Below are 18,580 nucleotides of genomic sequence, written 5' to 3'. Positions count from 1 at the left end.
GCGTGCCATGCAATCCACCATCAAACTGCTCGATCAGCCCACCCAATATATGTTCTTCACTGGCAAGGGCGGGGTTGGCAAAACGTCGGTCTCCACCGCGGTATCCATCGCCTTGGCTGATGCAGACAAGAAAGTACTGCTGGTTAGCACAGACGCCGCCTCGAACCTTGATGAGATGCTTGGTGTCGAGCTGAGCAATCAGCCTGTAGCTGTGCCGGATGTGCCTGGAATGTTCGTGCTCAACATCGATCCCGGGACCGCAGCCATCGACTACCGAGCCCGGGTAGTCGAGCAAATGGGCTCCCAGGCCAGCGATCAAGATATTGCTCTGGTGCGCGAGCAACTCTCGGGGGCATGCACGACCGAAATCGCAACCTTCGATGAGTTCTCCCACCTCCTGTCAGAGGGCGGTGCGGCCTATGATCATGTCGTGTTCGATACCGCGCCCACGGGGCACACGCTCAGACTGTTGAGCCTGCCAAAAGCGTGGAGCGGATTTCTGGAAGGCAATGATCGTGGTGCGTCATGCCTGGGGCCGCACTCGGGGTTAAAAATGCAGGAGCAGCTTTTCAATCAGGCGTTGACGGCGCTCAACAATCCAGCCCTGACCACCGTCGTGCTAGTGGCTCGACCGGACAAAGGCGCGCTCGCTGAGGCCGCGCGATCATCTGACGAGCTTCGCGAATTGGGTCTGGAAAACCAACGTCTAGTGGTGAACGCTGTATTCAAACGCAGCGACTTGAATGACCCGATCGCAGCAGCCATCGAAGCCATCGGCCAGCAGGCGCTCGACGAGATGCCAGCTTCGCTGCGCCAGCTTGCAGTCGACTACATTCCGCTCAAGGCTGTGGATTCCGTTGGCTTGCCGGCACTACGCGGACTGCTTGCCCCGGAGTTTACTCGGCCAATAAGCACTTTAACCCACGAGCCCTCACGCCTCGAACATCACAAACTCTCGGAACTGGTTGCCGAGCTTGCGAATGACGAACGCGGGTTGATCATGGTCATGGGCAAAGGGGGGGTTGGCAAAACAACCATTGCCGCCGCTATCGCGCTTGGCTTGGCGCAGCACGGCAAGTCCGTGCATCTGAGCACGACGGATCCTGCGGCGCATCTGACGATGACCCTCAACGCCGATGTTCAAGGGATCAGCGTCGGCCGCATCGACCCTAAGGTCGAAACCCAAAAATACGTCGACAAGATCGTAGCTTCCCGCGCTTCGACCCTGACGGAAGATGAAATAGCCTTGCTCATTGAGGATCTGCGCTCGCCCTGCACCGAAGAGGTCGCCGTCTTCCACGCTTTCTCCCGCGTGGTTTCTCAGGCCAGAACCTCGTTCGTGGTGCTGGACACCGCTCCCACGGGTCATTCGCTGCTATTGATGGATGCCACAGGCGCCTATCACCGTCAGATGGTTAGGGAATTCAAAAGCCATGCCTCCGACCACATCGTCACGCCATTAATGCGCCTGCAAGATGCGGACTACACCAAAATCCTCCTCGTGACGCTGCCCGAAGCCACGCCAGTATCTCAGGCGGCAGCGCTGCAAGATGACTTGCGCAGGGCCAGCATCGAACCGTTTGCATGGGTGGTCAATAAGTCGCTATTGGCCACAGACACCACCGACCCGCTGCTGCGAGCGCGCCTGGATAGCGAGCAAAAACAGATGACACGAGTAGCCGACCAAACCAGCCATGTTGTCATTGTGGTGCCCTGGACAGCGAAGCCGCCTGTTGGCGTCGCTGCGCTAAAGCACCTGCTGGATTGATACGCCAGCGTTGGCTCCACGCCCTGTCTGTACTGGAGAAAGACCGTGCTAAAAACTGTCATCGTCTCAATCGCTCTCTCGGCGCTTGCTACAAGCCTTCAGGCTCAGCCCCTGGATCCTTCGAACGCCGACGCGCAACGACAAGCAGAGGTGTCGGGTCACGGTAAGGATGTAATGCCGTTCAGCCTCGCAGCGACAACCCATATCTTCACCAAGACTGCTGGAGGCGGAATTCAACAGGTCGTCGCCAAAAAACCTGAAGATGCGACCCAAGTGCAGTTGATTCGCCAGCACCTTCAAGACATTCAGCAGCGATTTCTCAAGGGAGATTTTTCAGGTCCAGCGCATGTCCATGGCCAAGACATGCCTGGCCTGGCGGACCTGAAAGCCGCCAAGCCTGGGCAGATTGCGATTAACTACAATGACATCGAAGGTGGCGCCGAATTGGTCTTCAAGGCCTCAGATCCCGCCTTGATCGCGGCGCTTCACAAGTGGTTTGACGCCCAGCTTTCCGACCATGGCAAGGACGCGATGGAAGGAGACGCACATCATGGCGATATGATGAACAAGTGAACGATTAAGTGTTCAGCAACGCCTCCTCGCAGCTCGACATCAATCCAATCCTTCTTCCTGGAGCGCCTTTTGAACCGCTGGGCGCTGACGCACCGGACAGTACAAAGCTATTTCGACGGGTCAATTTCTATTTGCTGGACTTGCCCTTACCAGACCGGGCACCAACTCCCCGTTAAATTGATACCGCTGCCAAGCGCCTAAATTCTCTCGGCGACCTATATTCCAGCGCGCTGTGCGGATACTGCTCGTTGTAATGCTCGAAGGCAATCGTCAGATTGCGCAGTTCTGTTTCTCGATCTGGCTTCTGCATGTGTGCCACGTAATCTTGTTTGATCGTCTTCACGAAACTCTCCGCCATACCGTTGCTTTGCGGAGTGCGTACCGGCGTGGTCACCGGCTGCAAGCCGATCTGGCCGACAAACTTATCAAGGACGCCATCGCCCTCTACGACATCTGGGGCGAGCCCGCCCGTATTTGAGCACATTCGGTCTGTCGTTCAGTTTCCTGCTGTCACTCGTGCCCGGCACCAATGAAACCCTGACCCGATTGCCGATCTCGCATCCGCTGGCCGATCATCCGATGGCGTCTGAAGTGCTGACCACACTAGCGGTTTGGTTAGGCCTCTTCATCATGGGACTTGCTGCGCAATGTTGGCGGATCTATTCGCATAACAAGGCTTTGGTACGTACATAAAACGGGATCACCAGGCGGCTATGCCTGCGTTCGACACCGATTGGCGGCAAGGAAAATTCGTGACGCGGTGCGGCAGCCGCGCACGAAAATCCGCAAATCGCGCCGTGCGCTACCTACGTTTATCTACGCGCCACAAGCTTTGTTGATCACGACACCGGTGTTGACACATATTGCGGCGGCCTGCTGCTTTTCATCCCAATTCAGTAGGGTGCAAAATGGCGGGAGATTCATGCAAAACCAGGCCGAGGGCCGTTCTCCGTGAATTTTCCTGCGGACTGTTATACAAAAGCAGCCGGAGTTATACAGCTGAATGGTTGTCGAAATAGATAGTCAGGCGTCAATCGAAAGGAAGGCATGAAAATGACACGCATCCGAGTTGAGGGTTTTACTATCTCGCTTGACGGATACGGAGCGGGTCCGAATCAGGACTTGAATCATCCGCTCGGCGTGGGCGGGGCAGATTTGCACCAGTGGTTAATCCCGACACGCACGTTCCAACGAATCCTATTTGGTGCCGACGGCGGCACAACGGGGATCGATGACGATTTCGCTGCGCGGGGCTTCGAGAATGTGGGTGCCTGGATTCTCGGAAGAAACATGTTCGGACCGATTCGCGGTTCCTGGCCCGACATGAACTGGAAAGGCTGGTGGGGGGACAACCCACCCTATCACGTACCAACTTTCATCCTGACTCATCACCCCCGCCCGCCCCTCCAGATGGAAGGCGGAACCACGTTCTACTTCGTCACGGGTGGTATTCACGAAGCGCTTGATCGGGCCCGCGATGCAGCCAACGGAATGGATGTGCGAATTGGCGGCGGACCCGACACCATCCAGCAATATCTGCGTATGGGCCTCATCGATGAGCTGCACATCGCTATTTCGCCGGTCCTGCTGGGCGAGGGAGAGCGACTGTTCGAGGGGATTGACGTGCGCGCTCTAGGATACGAATGCGTTCAGTTCGTTGCGTCGGAGAAAGCCACCCATGTTGTACTCCGGCGCCAAGGGCACAATGACGGCTGACAACCGATCGAATAGCCGTTTGCTGGGCGGAGCCGACGTCTGAACGTCCGGTTGACAATACCGGCGAATGCCCCTTCATGGCCGAAAGCGAGCACGAAACAATATAAATCTATCCCGTTTTCACTACATTTTACTGAATCCAACAAGCGTTGCTTTCAAATAATTAAGTTGGGCACTGGTGAAACCAAGATTATGATCTAACCCTCGATTACGGATTTCGGTGATCTGACTGTCTTTATCAATATTGCCAATTTGTGCAAAGCCCTCGCGATGCAGAGCAATGACTTGCGGATTACCTTGAACACCCGCCTCTTGGTGAGCTTTTAACACAAAGTCCACCGGCCGTCTTATATCAGCTGAAAACACCAGCTTTATGATGATGCCGCCGTCATCCGTGGAGTTTTCATTGCCAAACTCGCGCACTTTACCCAGAGAGGATGAGATCCAGTAGCGATAGTTAACTGTATTATGGTAGTCAAATACTGGCTTAAATGGGTTAGGAGCGCCATTAATAGCATTCCATTCAGCCTGGGATATTTTCCGATAATACGTATTAGGCACGCAGACGCCGGAGACCTTAAGCATTTTATCAAAATTAGATGAATTAAATAGCTTATTCCCCACCCAGAAATCTTGCAGCTCATCTCTTGTTTCTTTTAACATCCGTTTCTGGTTTTCAGCATTACGCCACTGCACGTATAGATTTTTCGGCATATGGGGATTGTGAGCAATATGGCCTTGATTATGCACCTCCGTCATAGACGGATTCCATTTCTTTGTCTTGTTACCTTCGCGCATCAGGTTCCCCTTTCAAAGTGCCGGCCATAATGAACTTTCATTTATAAAAAACTTATGAAGCTCTCATAAAATTAACCCCGCTTGACAAATTCTAGCTTCAAACGCACGGACTCGCTATGCGGTTTTTTTCTGGCTTCGCTAGCACCAGAGAGCCAGGCAGTGAGTTTCGCTGACCCAAACAGCCTTCGACTACATCGTTGGTAAATGGCGCTTTGTTGACCGCGATAGCGCGTCAGAGAACAGGTTCCGATACACCAGGGGACTCGCCCGTCCTGCCGCTTTCGAGGATGCGCTTGACACCCCAAAGCCGTCATCTACGCTCCCCAATGACCGCACCCAGGGACCGGGTGGCCCGGACGCCCTTTTAGGGCGCGGTCATCACTGCCAACCTCAAGGAGCAACAAAATGTCTGGAGCGACCCAAACCATTGACGTGCTTGTCACCGTTGATGCCGATTACCTGATCAACAACCCTGGCAATGTAGGCGGCGCAATCGCCATGCTGGTCAGCCGCGATAAAGTCGACAGCCATGCCAGCGGCAACACCGCCGACGGCGGCGACGAGCTGTGGATCGACGTCCATCCCGGCGACAACATCCGCTGGCGTGCCACCACCCTGTCGCGCAACTTCGACCGCGTCGCCCTGATCGTCAACGTCCAACAAGGCAACCCCCACCAGGGCGGTGACTATCCGGGCTCCATGTCGACCCCTATCCACTACAATATCCCGGGTATCCCGGTGCCCTATCTGGACAAAAACGCCCCCCACGGCATCGCCAAGACCGATGTGACCTACACCTTCTGGCAGGCCACTGCCGAAAACGGCGGGAAACTCTGGTACACCGTCACATTAGTCCTGCTGGACCGTAACCTGAACCAGATCGGCCCAAACTACACTTGGGACCCCTACATCACCGTCAATTGATCGCTAGCTGAACCGTTGGGATGTTGCGTACAGTCCCGGCTGGTATGCCATTCGCCTTCGACGATGGCGCCGACCGGGACTGGCCGCTGGAGCTGCTTTATAATGCCTGGCGCCTCCATCAAGCCCCACCCAACGATCAGGAACTGCAATGTCCACCCTCAGTTTTCGGAATGCCGCGCCGTCAGACGCTTCGCGCTGCTATCAAATCGAGTCTTGCGCATATGAAGGCGACGAGGCCGCAACCCTGGAAAAGATTTCAACGCGCATCGCCCAATACCCCCGGGGGTTTCTGATTCTGGAGGATGCCGGTGAGGTCATCGGCTTCATCAACAGTGGCTGTGCTCATCAGGTGGTGATGTCCGATGAGGCCTTCAAGGAACTGCTGGGGCACTCCGCCGAGGCACCGAATGTCGTGATCATGTCGGTGGTGGTCGATCCCGCACGGCAGGGTCAAGGCCATTCCACGCTGATGATGCGCGAGTTCATCCAACGCATGAAGGCGCTGGACAAGAAGACCATCCACTTGATGTGCAAGGAACAGCACGTGGCGCTGTATCAGCGCATGGGCTATCGCTACGTTCAGCCCTCGCCTTCCGACCACGGCGGCATGGTTTGGCATGAGATGGTCATGGAGCTCTAAGCTGCGCAGAGCCCCATACGGGGCCTCGTTACGAGGAGGTTGAGCAACGGGCACCTTCCCCGTTGCCGGGACCTTTCAGCAAGCCCTCAATGAAGCAACCCAAGGATATAAGCCTTAACCGCTGCCTCGGTCTTGTTGGCCGCATTCAACTTACGCATCGTATTGACCAGATGAAACTTTACGGTGCGCGCATCAATCGACAGGACACAACCAATCTCGCTGTAGGTTTTCCCGATAGCCGTCCACTTCAGCACTTCCTGCTCACGCGAGGTCAGTTCTTGAGTGGCTTCGGGCACCCACTTGGGGGTGATCAAGTGGGCCATTGCGGAATGCACATTCATCGCCACCCACATCATTTTTTCTTCATTCGACAGCATTTCCTTTTCGCTCAACCGATCGGCAGAGCGCATCAAGGACAGCAAGCCGACCGAACCAAAACCGCCATGTACCGGCATGCACCAACCGTTACATAACCCCGCCTGTTGCGCCTCCTCCCAAAACTCAGGCTGGCCAATGGGGTTGGTCGCGGACCAGATCAGCGGCGTGCTACTTCGCAAACCGTGCCGCACCGTTGGATCGATTGCAAAGTAATTATTGCCGACGTACTTCTCTTCCCAAGCTTTCGGAAAGTTCGACAAGAGATAAAAACCAGGATCGGTTATGGGAATAGGTATGCGCATCCCATAGGAGCAATGTTCAAACCCCAAATCAGAGGCTATCTGTTTCAATCCTTCAAACAGTATAAGTTCCGATTTTGATTCCGTACACAAGCTAAAAATCCTTTCGCGAAACTCGTCCAAAATTCTCATCCTGTTACATATTGGTACGAAAGTGCCATTCCAGACTCGTGACACAGTGCGTAGGATTCTCCATTGTCCCCCTTCCACTGCACCAAAAAACTTGATGGTTCATCACTTAGCTCCCATCCTTGTGAGTAGTGCGATCATTTCGCAACCTATAGATATCAATCGAGAACGACTATGCTGACTCCAGACGGATACATTCGCATGACATTCAGCGATTTCTGCACCCTGTCGCTGAAGCAGGATATTGCCTGGCCTGACCCCTCATTGCTGGAAGAACTTCGAGGCCTGGGTGTCAGCGTCGAATCGGCCGGGTACTGCGAGTGGGCCGGGGACCGCACGATACCACGGGTCAGTCTAGGCTGGGGGTGGCTGCGGCACGCCAATACCGCCGCTCCCGTATTAGCCCCCGGCGGCATCAGCTCCAACGTCATGTTGCGCACCCCCAACGGCTATGATCTGGGCGCCAAATTGACTGAAGAACTGCTCGCTTCCTGGCTCCACAGCCAACCCTGGCAAGGTGGCGTCCCTCAGCCCTGCTGAACGCACCCTGCCCAAAAGGGCAGCTTATCCTGATCAACCTCTTGTGACTAACTAAGGGTTCACTTTCAACCGTCCGAGAGTCGCATGCTACAGACCATAACCGGTACAGCCACGGAGCTAGGCTCTCGCGTAGAGATGGCACTGGCATCATATCGCCATAAGATCTTCCTCGAAAAACTAGGTTGGCCGCTCCCCTCGAAAAATGGAGAGGAAGTGGACCAGTTTGATCGAACCGACACTGTTTACGTTGTTGCAAAGAATCAACAGGGTGATATTTGCGGGTGCGCCCGCCTACTGCCGACGACGCGCCCTTACCTGCTCAGCGAAGTGTTCCCCGAACTAATGGGAGACATTCCCCTGCCACACGCCGCGGATACCTGGGAGCTCTCTCGTTTTTCCGCAACAGCGCTTAACGAACCCAACAGCAATACACTCCAATCCTGGAGAAACACTTGCACCCTGGTGGCGGAAACTGTCTCAGCAGCCATCCAACTCGGGGCCACACGTTTAATCGCCTTCTCCGCAGTGGGCAACGAACGCCTCTTGCGACGCATGGGTGTCAGCGTTCACCGGGTGTCGACACCGCAATTGATCGATGGCAAACCAGTACTGGCATTCTGGATTGAAATTGATGAGCAAACGAAAAGCGCGCTCAATATAACCTGCCACCCCACCACGCCCCCGATTAAAACAAACTCATAGCGTTCACTGAAAGTACGTATTTCGTTTGTCGCACGCCACAGACTCGTTCCTGGTCATATCGCAACGTCCCAGCTGGCCGTCTATCAAGCTGTTCAAGTCAACAACTAGAGATCACAAATTCGCCTTTTTTCAGTGTTGACGATATCGACTTAAACCGCGCAGGAAGCCTTTGAAGAATGAATAGTCATCATCACCCGCTTGTGACCCCCCTCCCTTTATCCACTGCCCAGCGCGGGGTGTGGGTAGCACAGCGCATAGACCCGAGTAACCCTCGCTATAACTGTGCAGGGTACCTTGAGATTGTGGGTCCTGTTGATGTTGAGCTTTTTCAGCAGGCAATCGCCCTTGCCTTACAGGAGACAGAAGCGCTACGGGTACGATTCGTTGAGGAACAGGGTGAGCCCTGGCAGGTCATCGAACCACACGGCACTCAGCCACTGACGGTGATTGACCTGAGCGAACAGGCCGACGCTCAGCAAGCGGCCCAGTCCTGGATGAAGCGAGACCTGGGCACTGCCCAGGACCTCACTCACTCGCAACTGCACTTGCATGCGCTGTTCAAGCTGGGGCCCGAGCGCTCATTCTTTTACCTGCGCTATCACCATATCCTGATGGATGGCTACGGCCAGACGCTCTATTGGCGGCGGATCGGCGAAATATACAGTGCATTGTCGGCACAAAAGGAATGCCCCGTTTCCAACGCCTGCCCCTTGTCCGTGATCCTTGCAGACGAAGCCCAATATGAGGCGAGCGCCAAGCATGAAGAAGATCGACAGGCGTGGCTGGACAAACTGCAGCAACCGCCGGCCCCCCTGCAACTGTCCGAGAGCGTCACACTTTCCAACCGCGGCATGCGCCGTCTGAGTACGCCACTGCCAGCGCTGCTGGAAGCAGGCTTGCAAGCCCGGGCCAAGTCCATCGGGACACGCTGGTCGGTGCTGATCATTGCGGCCATAGCGATCTATATCCGCAAGCTGAGCAGCAGCAATGACCTGCTGCTCACGCTGCCGGTTTCAGCCCGGTTGAACGCCGCGGCGCGCTCAACACCCAGCATGCTGGCCAATGAACTGCCACTGCGCCTGAACGTGACCGCCCATTCGTCCTTCAAGGACCTGGTTCACGACGTCACACGTAACCTCGGCTTCGTTCTGGCCCACCAGCGTTATCGTGGCGAAGCCCTTCACCGGGATCAACAGCGTGGCGGTGCGCGCACTCGACTGAGCGGACCGGTGATCAACGTCATTTCGTTTGACCAGGACGTTCGCTTTGGTGACTGCGTGACGGTGCCGCATTACCTGTCGACCGGCCCGGTGGAGGATCTGCTGATCGGCTGTTATGGGCGAGCCGATGGCAGCGGGCTACAACTGTTTTTCGACGCCAATCCAGAGCGCCATAGCCAAATCGACCTGAAAGCGCACCAGGATCGTTTTCTGCAAGTATTGAACGCGCTCCTGGAGGCGGAACCCGACCTGCCCGTCCATGCGATCGATGGCCTGTTACCCGCTGAACACAGCCTGTTGGCGAAGTGGAATGCGACTGAACGTCCCTACGACCTGACTCGTAGCCTTGATGAACTCTGGGACGAACAAGCGCGGCGAACGCCTGATCGCATCGCGGTCACAGCGCCTGCCGGGACGCTCACCTATAGCGAGTTGCAAAGCGCCATCAACCGTTTGGCCGCTCATCTGGTCGCCTTGGGCGTGCAGCCCGGACAGCGCGTGGGGGTCTGCGACGTTCGTTCGCTGGAGATGGTGATTTCCCTGTTCGCCGTGCTTAAAACCGGTGCTGCTTACGTCCCACTCGATCCGGAACTGCCAACCGAGCGTCTGGCCTTTCAGATCGCGGACGCGCAATTGGTCATGGTCCTGACCCGCAGCACCCTGAGCAGCACCCTCGCGGGACTGCAGGGCAGTGACTGCACGATCCTGTGCGTGGATCGAACGTTGCCTGACTTGCCCCATCCGAACGCCCCCTTGAAGCACGTCACTCGACCGGAACAAGCCGCCTATGTGATCTACACATCGGGGTCGACCGGGCAACCCAAAGGTGTCGCGGTCCCCCATCAAGGGGTGGTGAATCGCATTCTTTGGATGCAAGAACAGTACTCGCTTCAAGCCGACGATTGCGTACTGCAAAAAACCCCCTTCACCTTTGATGTCTCGGTATGGGAGTTTTTCTGGCCGCTGCTGTTCGGCTGCCAACTGGTCCTGGCCGAGCCGGGGGCCCACCGGGACCCGCGTCACATTGCCCAACTGATCCGTGACCACAGGGTGACCACCCTTCACTTCGTGCCCTCCATGCTTGATCTCTTTCTCGAAGAGCCCGACTTGTCAGATGCAAGTCCGTTACGTCGTGTGTTTTGCAGCGGCGAGGCGTTGCGCGCCGGCACCGTGAAAGCCTTCTTCGACACCTTCACGCCATCGACCGAAATCGCCTTGCACAACCTGTACGGTCCCACTGAGGCGTCCATCGACGTTACCCATTGGACCTGCTCCGCCGCCGATACGCAGGGCTCGGTACCGATTGGCTACCCCGTTGCCAATACCCAGTTGCATATCCTTGATGAAGCCAGGTGTCCAGTGCCGATCGGAACGGTGGGCGAACTGTATATCGCTGGCGTACAGGTTGCCTTGGGCTACATCAACAGGCCGGAAATGAACGCCATGCGTTTCTTGCCCGATGCCAGCGGTCAGGGCCAGATCTACCGCACCGGTGACTTGGCGCGCTATCGTCGAGATGGCGCCATCGAATTCCTTGGCCGCCTGGATGACCAGGTCAAGATCCGCGGATTTCGTATCGAGCCCGGGGAAATTGAAAGCGTCTTGATGAGTCATCCCCGCGTCGCAGTGGCCGCCGTCACAGCCTGGCAGCCGCCGCGGGGAGAGCCCCGCCTGGTGGCCTATATCGTAAATACCGCCGGTGAGCCCCCGTCGACGAAAGAACTGGTCGAGCACCTGTCACTCAGCCTGCCTGAGTACATGGTTACGCAGCATTTTGTGTTCCTCGACGCATTGCCCCTTTCGCGCAATGGCAAGCTTGACCGTAGCGCGTTGCCGGCACCGCTGATCGAGCAAGTCCGCGCCGCGTTGCCCCTCGAGACGCCCGAGGAGCACCTGCTTGGCGCTATCTGGCAAAGCCTGCTGGGCATCGACTCGCCCGATCCCGAGCTGTCATTCTTTGCGCTGGGGGGCGACTCAATGCTCGCCATTCGCGCCCGTTCACTGGCCGAGCAGCAAGGTTACAGCTTCAACGTCCAAGACGTTTTCAACTTCCCGACCCTGCGCCAACTGGCCACACGCTTGCGGCCGTTCAACAAGGAAACACCGCTCACCCGTGCCCAACCTTTCGATCTGTTGCGCCCGCAGGATCGCTCGCGACTGCCTTCCGGCCTGGTGGACGCTTATCCCTTGTCGGCGATGCAAGGCGGGATGATTTACCACGCGGAACTGGCCAGCGACAGCTCGGTCTACCGCGTGGTGACCAGCCTGCATATCGCGACCCGCCTTGATCAAGTGCTGCTGCGCAACGCCATCGACGCCACCGTGCAAAGGCATCCGGTACTCCGAACGCGCTTCGACCTTTCAACGTTCAGCGAACCGTTGCAGTTGGTGCAGGAGCACGCCACAGCGCCACTTGAAGTGATCGATACCCTGCTGGGGCAGTCTGCGGCGGCCATCGACAGGCACCTGGCAGCCTGGGTCGATAAAGCCAAACACCATCACTTCGAACTTTCCAACGCCTCGTTGATGGCCTTCACCGTTCACCTGCGCGAGCCCAATGCCTTCCAACTGTCGGTGATCGAGCACCACGTCATCCTCGACGGATGGAGCGATGCGGCGATGCTTGAGGAAATTGTCGAACGATATGCCGCGGCACTGGCAGGTCAGGACCTGTGGCTGCCTCAACTACCCTCGTCCTACCGCGACTTCGTGGCGGCCGAGCGCGAAGCCTTGCTTGACGAGTCGGCACGTGACTTCTGGCGCAGGAGCGTGGCAGGCAGCGATCCCACCCGCTTGCCACGTGCCAGTGACAAGCCCTTGGGCAAGAACGCCACTCGACACCAGGCGTTCGAAGTCAGCGTGGCGCCTGCACTGCTGGGCCAGTTGCAGCAATTGGCGCGTGCACAAGCTCTGCCCTTGAAAAGCTTGCTGGCGGCGGCGCACTTGGCGGTACAACGCCTGGTGGGCAACACCGAGCAGGTGGTTACCGGGATGGTGGTCAATGCCCGGTTGGAAGAGGATGGTGGGGATGCCGTACTGGGGGTGTTCCTCAATACGCTGCCACTGAGCGTCGATACCCGAGAGCAAAGCCTGCTCTCGTTGGCGCAGCGCGCCTTCGCTTTCGAACGCGATGCCGCCCCCTACAGGCGCTTTCCCTTTACCGAAATACAACAACTGGCCGACGGCCTGCAGCTGGATAGCTATGTCAACTTCATTGATTTTCACAGCCTATGGAAACGCCGGGACGCAAACGGGGTACTGATTCGTCACGGCATCGGCGTGGCAGAGACCAACTACCCGTTGGCAGTGAACTTCCTGATTGATCCGGTCGAAGGTCATCTGCGGGCCTGGCTGGACTGCGACCTGAGTAGCCTGGATGAGGCGTTCTGCAACCGGCTTGCCGGTTATTACGCCAAAGCACTGAGCGCTTTGGTGCAACAGGGTGACCGCCGCATCACTGAGCTGGTACTGATGGAGCCGGCGGAATACGCCACCCTCGACGGCTGGAATCAGACGGTTGTCGACTTCGACGCAAGCGCTACCGTGCACAGCCTGTTCGAGCGCCAGGTGGACCTCACACCTGATGCCATCGCACTGGCCCACCGCGATAGCGAAATCAGCTACCTGGCACTCGATGCGCAAGCCAATCGCCTGGCTCACCATCTCATTGCAGGTGGGCTCAAGCCAGGCAGCCTGGTAGGCGTCAGCCTTTACCGGGGTATCGACATGGTGATGGCCATCCTCGCCGTGCTCAAGGCGGGCTGCGCCTATGTGCCACTTGATCCTGAGTATCCCTACCAGCGTCTCGCGTTCATTGCCGAAGACTCCGGCCTGGCAGCCCTGATCACGGAACGAAGCTGCCAGATTATCGACCGGGTCCAGCACAGCGTACTGATCGACCGCGACAAAACGGCCATCTTACAGCGCCCAAGCCAGCGTCCCGACCTGGAGCTGGAAGCCGAAGCCACGGCCTATGTGATCTACACGTCCGGCTCAACCGGCTTGCCCAAGGGCACGGTCATTCGTCATCGCAACGTCAGCAACTTTTTTGCAGGCATGGATCAACGTGTCGGCTGCAAGGCGCAAGACACCGTACTGGCGCTCACCAGCATGTCCTTTGACATCTCCGTACTGGAGCTGCTGTGGCCTCTGGCGCGAGGAGCCAAGGTAGTTATTGCCGGGGAGCGGATCATCCAGAACCTGGTACCGGATCCCCAGGCCGCGGTCCGCCCGCTTGGGCTGAGCCTGTTCTTCTTTTCGGCAGGTGCCGCCGATGATCAACGCCAGGAAGGTTATCGCCTGCTGATGGAGGGCGCAAAAGCAGCAGACGCCATGGGGCTGGAGGCCATTTGGACACCGGAACGGCACTTTCACCAGTTTGGCGGGCTCTACCCCAACCCTTCGGTCATGTCCGCCGCGCTGGCGGCAGTGACCCAGAGGATCGCCATACGCTGCGGCAGCATCGTGGCGCCCTTGCACGATACGCTGCGAATGGCCGAAGAGTGGTCGCTGGTCGACAACATCTCACAGGGGCGGGTTGGATTGGCCTTCGCTTCAGGCTGGAATGCCAATGACTTTGCCTTGGCACCCCAGGCGTATGGCAATCGAAAACAGCAGATGCTTGAGCAAATCGATGAGTTCAAGCGTCTCTGGCGCGGCGAGTCGGTCGAGCGGATCAATGGCAACGGTGACCGTGTAGCCTTGCGCATTTTCCCACGGCCCGTGCAGTCGGAGCCCCCTCTGTGGCTGACCTCGGCCGGTGCTCTGGAAACCTTCGAGCGCGCGGGGGCCAGCGGCGCGAACCTGCTGACCCACCTTCTGGGTCAGGACATCGACGAACTGACGCGCAAGATCAGCACCTATCGCAACGCCCGAAAAGCGGCAGGACATGCCAGCCCCGGACACGTGACGGTCATGGTGCACACTTACCTCGACGAAGACGCCGAACTGGCCCGCAGCAGAGCCCGCGGGCCCTTCAGAGAATACCTGCGTACGTCCACCGAGCTGTGGCGACTGTTGTTTTCCAGCATGGGGGTCGAGTACCCCGAAGTCATGACCGAGGAAGACATCGACTCGGTTCTGGATATGGCGGTTGATCGCTATTTCGACCGATCAGGCCTGTTCGGCTCGCCAGAATCGGTCAGTCCCACCTTGCGCGCCCTGGCCAGTGCCGGTGCGGATGAAGTGGCGTGCCTGGTGGACTTCGGCATTGCCACCGATGACGCGCTGCTAGGCATTGCGGCGCTGGGTCGGCTCAAGCAATTACACGATGCCCAAGTGGCCGATGCCAGGCATTGCTTCGCGCAGTTGTGCCGTCGGCATGCGGTGACACTGGTGCAAGGCACGCCTTCACTGATTGCCGCGGTCTGCGCCGAACCGCAAGCACTGGCGGCCCTGGAAAGCACCCGGGCAGTGCTGGTGGGAGGGGAAGCATTTCCCGCTGGACTGGCTGATCGTTTGTTGACCGCCCTGCCCCATACACGCCTGTTCAATATGTACGGCCCTACCGAAACCACCATCTGGTCGACCGTACACGAGTTGCCGCGCAACCAGCATGGCAGCCTGATCCCGATCGGCAAACCCATCGCCAACACCGAGGTGTTGATATTGGATGCCCAGATGCAGCGCCTACCCATCGGCGTGGCGGGTGAGCTCTGGATCGCAGGCGAAGGTGTGTCCGGAGTTTACCTTGGGCGTCCGGACCTGACCGCCGAACGTTTCCCTGCCCATCCGCAGGGTCGCGGGCAGATTTATCGCACAGGTGACCGGGCCCGTTGGCGGCCGGACGGCACCCTGGAGCTGCTCGGTCGGATCGACCGTCAGGTCAAGATCCTCGGGCACCGCATTGAACCGGATGAAGTGGAAAGTGTGCTGTCCCGGCATCCGGATGTGACTGCCGTGGCGGTCGTGCCCGTTGAAACCGCTAACGGTTACGAACTGATCGCCTATCTCTCCGTGCGGGCCAATCCGGCCGACGCGCTGGCGCAAGACAACCACGTGCTTCGCTGGGGCGATATCTGGGAAGGCGCCTACGCCGATCCACAGAGCGGCGTCAGCCATGTTCCAGGGAGTGAGTTTGCAGGCTGGGCAAGCAGTTACACCGGGCTCCCCATCCCGATCGACGAGATGCAAGAGTGGTTGGATCACACCGTCGCACACGTGCGCAACCTGCACCCTCGCTCACTGATTGATGTAGGGGTCGGAGTCGGCTTGCTGCTGCGCAACCTTGCGCCGTCGGTAGAGGCCTACCTGGGTATCGATGTGTCACAAACCGCCTTGACGGCCGCCAGGCAAAGCCTGTCGACGGTTGACCATGCCCACTGTCGGGTTGAACTCATCCATGGCGACGCGGGTGAGTTGTCTTCGGTCATCACCGGGGCGGCTGACACTGTGGTCATCAACTCGGTCATTCAGTACTTCCCGGGCAGCGAATACCTGGAACGAGTAATGACCGAGGCCGCTCGAGTTGTCCGCCCTCACGGCCAGGTGTTTATCGGCGATGTACGCCATCTCGGCCTGTTGGAAGCCTTCCACGCCGCAGTCCAGTTGGAAAAGGCCGCGCCGCTGACAACCGCTGCCGAGCTGCTCAGCAACATCGCACGCCAGGTCAAGGAGGAAGGCGAGCTCTGCCTGGCGCCAAGTCACTTCATCGAACTGGCCAATCGGTTGGGTACCTTCGGCGAGACACGCATCGAGCTTAAGCGCGGTCATGCCATCAACGAACTGACCACGTTCAGATATGACGTGTCACTGATCGGTCACGCCAAACCGCAGCCGCGCGAACCGGGCATGAGCCGTGCCTGGGGCAGCTCCGCGCAGCCAGCGACCTTGGCCGCGCTGGAACAGTCGCTGTCCCGGATCGGCCAGGCGCCATTGACCATCACAGGCATCACCAATCTGCGACTGGTCAAGCCCCTGGCCCTGCTTCGCTTATTGGCCGACCTGCCGTCCAGCACCATTGCCTGGGAACTGCAGCGCCAATTGTGGCTGGTCGAGGATCCGCACGCGCTCAATCCAGAGGACATCGCCAGTCTGGCTGAACGCATGGGCCTGGAGGTCCGACTGCTGATGCACGAGCAAGAGCGGATGGATCTGTTCGATGCCCACTTCTCGCTACCCACGCCTCGCACCCAGCCCACGGAGCGAACGGATGTTCAGCCCACGGCCGTGTCCATGGAGCAAACCTCTTGAATACCTCGACACGTACAAACAACCCCCTCGCGTCCATTACTCAGTCGGCCGTGCGCACCCAGTTGCGTCAGTTTGCACGACAACACCTGCCGGCCGCGATGCTGCCCTCGCGTTTCGTACTGCTGGACGCATTACCCAAGCTGCCCAACGGCAAAGTGGATCGCAAACGCCTGCCGGCGTTCGAGCTGACCGATGATGGCCGCGCCGCTGGCGCACAGGTCTATCAGCCGCCAGGTACTGCGGATGAATTCCAACTGGTGCAGATCTGGCGCGACTTGCTGGGGGTCGACAAAATCGGCATCACCGACAGTTTTTTCGATTTAGGTGGCAACTCGCTCAGCGCGGTGCAAATGATGGCCAGGGTGCGTGAGGCCTTCGGCACCTCGCTCAGCTTGCGCCAACTGTTCGAGAAACCGACGGTGTCCGCGCTCGCCCAAATGCTTGATGTCTCGCGATCGGGAATTGCCGCATCGGCCTCCGGTGAACGCAGCATGGCCCCTTCGGCCTTGATCGAAGAAGCCCTGCTACCTGTCGATATCGTACCCGTAGCGTTCACCCCCGGCCAACCCGCAACCCCCTACAACAGGCTGCTGTTGACCGGCGGAACCGGATACACCGGGGCCTTTCTGCTACGCGAGTTGCTGGATCGTTCGCAAGCCTGCATTGATGTGCTGGTTCGTGCCGCCGATACCGAGCAAGCCAATCTGCGCATTCGACAGAACATGGCCGAATACGGCTTATGGCGTGACGCCGATGCGCCTCGCCTGCACGGTATTGCCGCCGATATCGGCCGACCATGGTTCGGCCTGGACCGCGTAAGCTACAACGCATTGGCAGAGTCGGTCGATCTGGTGATTCATAATGGGGCCCTCTCCAACTATGCGCAGTCCTATTGGCAGCTCAAGCCCGTCAACGTACTGGGCACACTGGAAGTGCTGCGCTTCGCCTGCCATTCGCGGACCAAGCCGGTTCACCACATTTCATCTCTCGCGGTATTTCCGGTGCTCAGCGGCGAGCATCACTACAGCGAAGGCCCCTTGCATAGCCCCGAACACGTGCTCGGCGGCTACCAGCAAACCAAATGGGTGGCCGACCGCCTGGTCACCCAGGCCGGCGAGCGTGGCCTGCCGGTCTGCATCTATCGACCCGGCCAGATTTGTGGCTCGCAGAGCAGCGGCGCAGCCTCCAGCGATACCTTTCTCAATGCCGTCATCAAAGGCTGTATCCAGGCCGACGCCGCCCTGCCCTTCGACATCACCCTGGAGATGGTCCCCGTCGACTTCTGTGCCGCCGCCGTGGCCCACATCGCGCTCAATGGCCAACACCACGGACGCACGTTCCACCTGACAGGCGCTCGCCGCCTGCACTGGCAGGACGTGATCGACATGATCCGTGATTGTGGCTACCCCCTGCGGGAACTCTCCTACAAGGACTGGTACCGGGCAGTGGTCGGCGCGGTGGAGCGCGGCGAAGACAATGAATTGGCCAAGTACCTGATGCTGTTTGCCGAACATGAACCGTCGGCGGATGTCGGCCAGACCGGGGCGGCCTTGAGCTTCGACACCTCGCAGTTGGACGCGGCCCTTTCAGGATCCGGGATTCAGTGCAAGCCGCTGGACAGCGCAATGATGGCTAGCTACCTGGACTACTTCCAACGCAGCGGCTTTCTGAAAACGCTATCCGCCTTGTGAAACCCAACTGT

At 58.3% G+C, this 18,580-nt stretch carries 11 protein-coding genes and 1 pseudogene; 9 read left to right on the top strand and 3 right to left on the bottom strand.

Annotated elements, in window-relative coordinates; all coding sequences use genetic code 11:
* Positions 1 to 7 precede the first annotated feature (7 nt).
* Together arsA and AC07T0_RS06990 are read left to right on the top strand one after the other, a co-directional pair.
* Positions 8 to 1,768 carry an arsenical pump-driving ATPase gene (gene arsA / locus AC07T0_RS06995; RefSeq protein WP_495000464.1) on the top strand — a complete coding sequence of 587 codons (1,761 nt, stop codon included), beginning with the start codon at positions 8 to 10 and terminating at the stop codon, positions 1,766 to 1,768.
* 45 nt (positions 1,769 to 1,813) lie between these two features.
* Positions 1,814 to 2,341, top strand: coding sequence for an aspartate carbamoyltransferase (locus AC07T0_RS06990; protein ID WP_495000463.1), 528 nt, complete (start codon positions 1,814 to 1,816; stop codon positions 2,339 to 2,341).
* Positions 2,342 to 2,513: 172 nt separating this feature from the next.
* On the opposite strand, the pseudogene AC07T0_RS06985 reads toward AC07T0_RS06990, so the two are convergent.
* A pseudogene (locus tag AC07T0_RS06985) lies at positions 2,514 to 2,762 on the bottom strand (integrase core domain-containing protein); the annotation flags it as partial.
* A gap of 626 nt (positions 2,763 to 3,388) precedes the next feature.
* Here AC07T0_RS06985 and AC07T0_RS06980 point away from each other — a divergent pair.
* Positions 3,389 to 4,057 (top strand): dihydrofolate reductase family protein, encoded by a 669-nt coding sequence (locus AC07T0_RS06980; protein WP_495000462.1) that lies wholly within the window; start codon positions 3,389 to 3,391, stop codon positions 4,055 to 4,057.
* A 123-nt stretch (positions 4,058 to 4,180) separates the two neighbouring features.
* On the opposite strand, the gene AC07T0_RS06975 is transcribed toward AC07T0_RS06980, so the two are convergent.
* The gene (locus tag AC07T0_RS06975; RefSeq protein WP_495000461.1) at positions 4,181 to 4,855 is read right to left on the bottom strand and encodes a hypothetical protein; all 675 of its coding nucleotides are present in this window, start codon (positions 4,853 to 4,855) and stop codon (positions 4,181 to 4,183) included.
* 405 nt (positions 4,856 to 5,260) lie between these two features.
* On the opposite strand from AC07T0_RS06975, the gene AC07T0_RS06970 reads away from it, so the two are divergent.
* Together AC07T0_RS06970 and AC07T0_RS06965 are read left to right on the top strand one after the other, a co-directional pair.
* On the top strand, positions 5,261 to 5,779 hold the full coding sequence (locus AC07T0_RS06970; RefSeq protein ID WP_495000460.1) for an AidA/PixA family protein: 519 nt from the start codon (positions 5,261 to 5,263) through the stop codon (positions 5,777 to 5,779).
* A gap of 148 nt (positions 5,780 to 5,927) precedes the next feature.
* Positions 5,928 to 6,419 carry a GNAT family N-acetyltransferase gene (locus AC07T0_RS06965; RefSeq protein ID WP_495000459.1) on the top strand — a complete coding sequence of 164 codons (492 nt, stop codon included), beginning with the start codon at positions 5,928 to 5,930 and terminating at the stop codon, positions 6,417 to 6,419.
* An 86-nt stretch (positions 6,420 to 6,505) separates the two neighbouring features.
* On the opposite strand, the gene AC07T0_RS06960 is transcribed toward AC07T0_RS06965, so the two are convergent.
* On the bottom strand, positions 6,506 to 7,219 hold the full coding sequence (locus AC07T0_RS06960) for a LuxR family transcriptional regulator (RefSeq protein ID WP_495000458.1): 714 nt from the start codon (positions 7,217 to 7,219) through the stop codon (positions 6,506 to 6,508).
* Between the two features lie 180 nt (positions 7,220 to 7,399).
* Between AC07T0_RS06960 and AC07T0_RS06955 the strand changes: the two genes are divergently transcribed.
* From AC07T0_RS06955 to AC07T0_RS06940, 4 genes are all read left to right on the top strand, one after another.
* Entirely contained in the window at positions 7,400 to 7,765 is a 366-nt protein-coding gene (locus AC07T0_RS06955) for a DUF4902 domain-containing protein (RefSeq protein ID WP_495000457.1), read from the top strand.
* An 84-nt stretch (positions 7,766 to 7,849) separates the two neighbouring features.
* Positions 7,850 to 8,467: an acyl-homoserine-lactone synthase gene (locus tag AC07T0_RS06950; RefSeq protein WP_495000456.1), complete on the top strand. Its 618-nt coding sequence runs from the start codon at positions 7,850 to 7,852 to the stop codon at positions 8,465 to 8,467.
* A 176-nt stretch (positions 8,468 to 8,643) separates the two neighbouring features.
* Positions 8,644 to 16,878: an amino acid adenylation domain-containing protein gene (locus AC07T0_RS06945; protein WP_495000455.1), complete on the top strand. Its 8,235-nt coding sequence runs from the start codon at positions 8,644 to 8,646 to the stop codon at positions 16,876 to 16,878.
* Positions 16,875 to 18,569 carry a thioester reductase domain-containing protein gene (locus tag AC07T0_RS06940; RefSeq protein WP_495000454.1) on the top strand — a complete coding sequence of 565 codons (1,695 nt, stop codon included), beginning with the start codon at positions 16,875 to 16,877 and terminating at the stop codon, positions 18,567 to 18,569. Before AC07T0_RS06945 ends, AC07T0_RS06940 begins: the two co-directional genes overlap by 4 nt.
* The last annotated feature ends 11 nt before the right edge of the window (positions 18,570 to 18,580 follow it).

This window comes from Pseudomonas sp. GW821-FHT04D07 (genome assembly GCF_059420225.1).
Note: the sequence above shows the minus strand (reverse complement) of the source record. Positions and strands in the feature narration are given on the sequence as shown.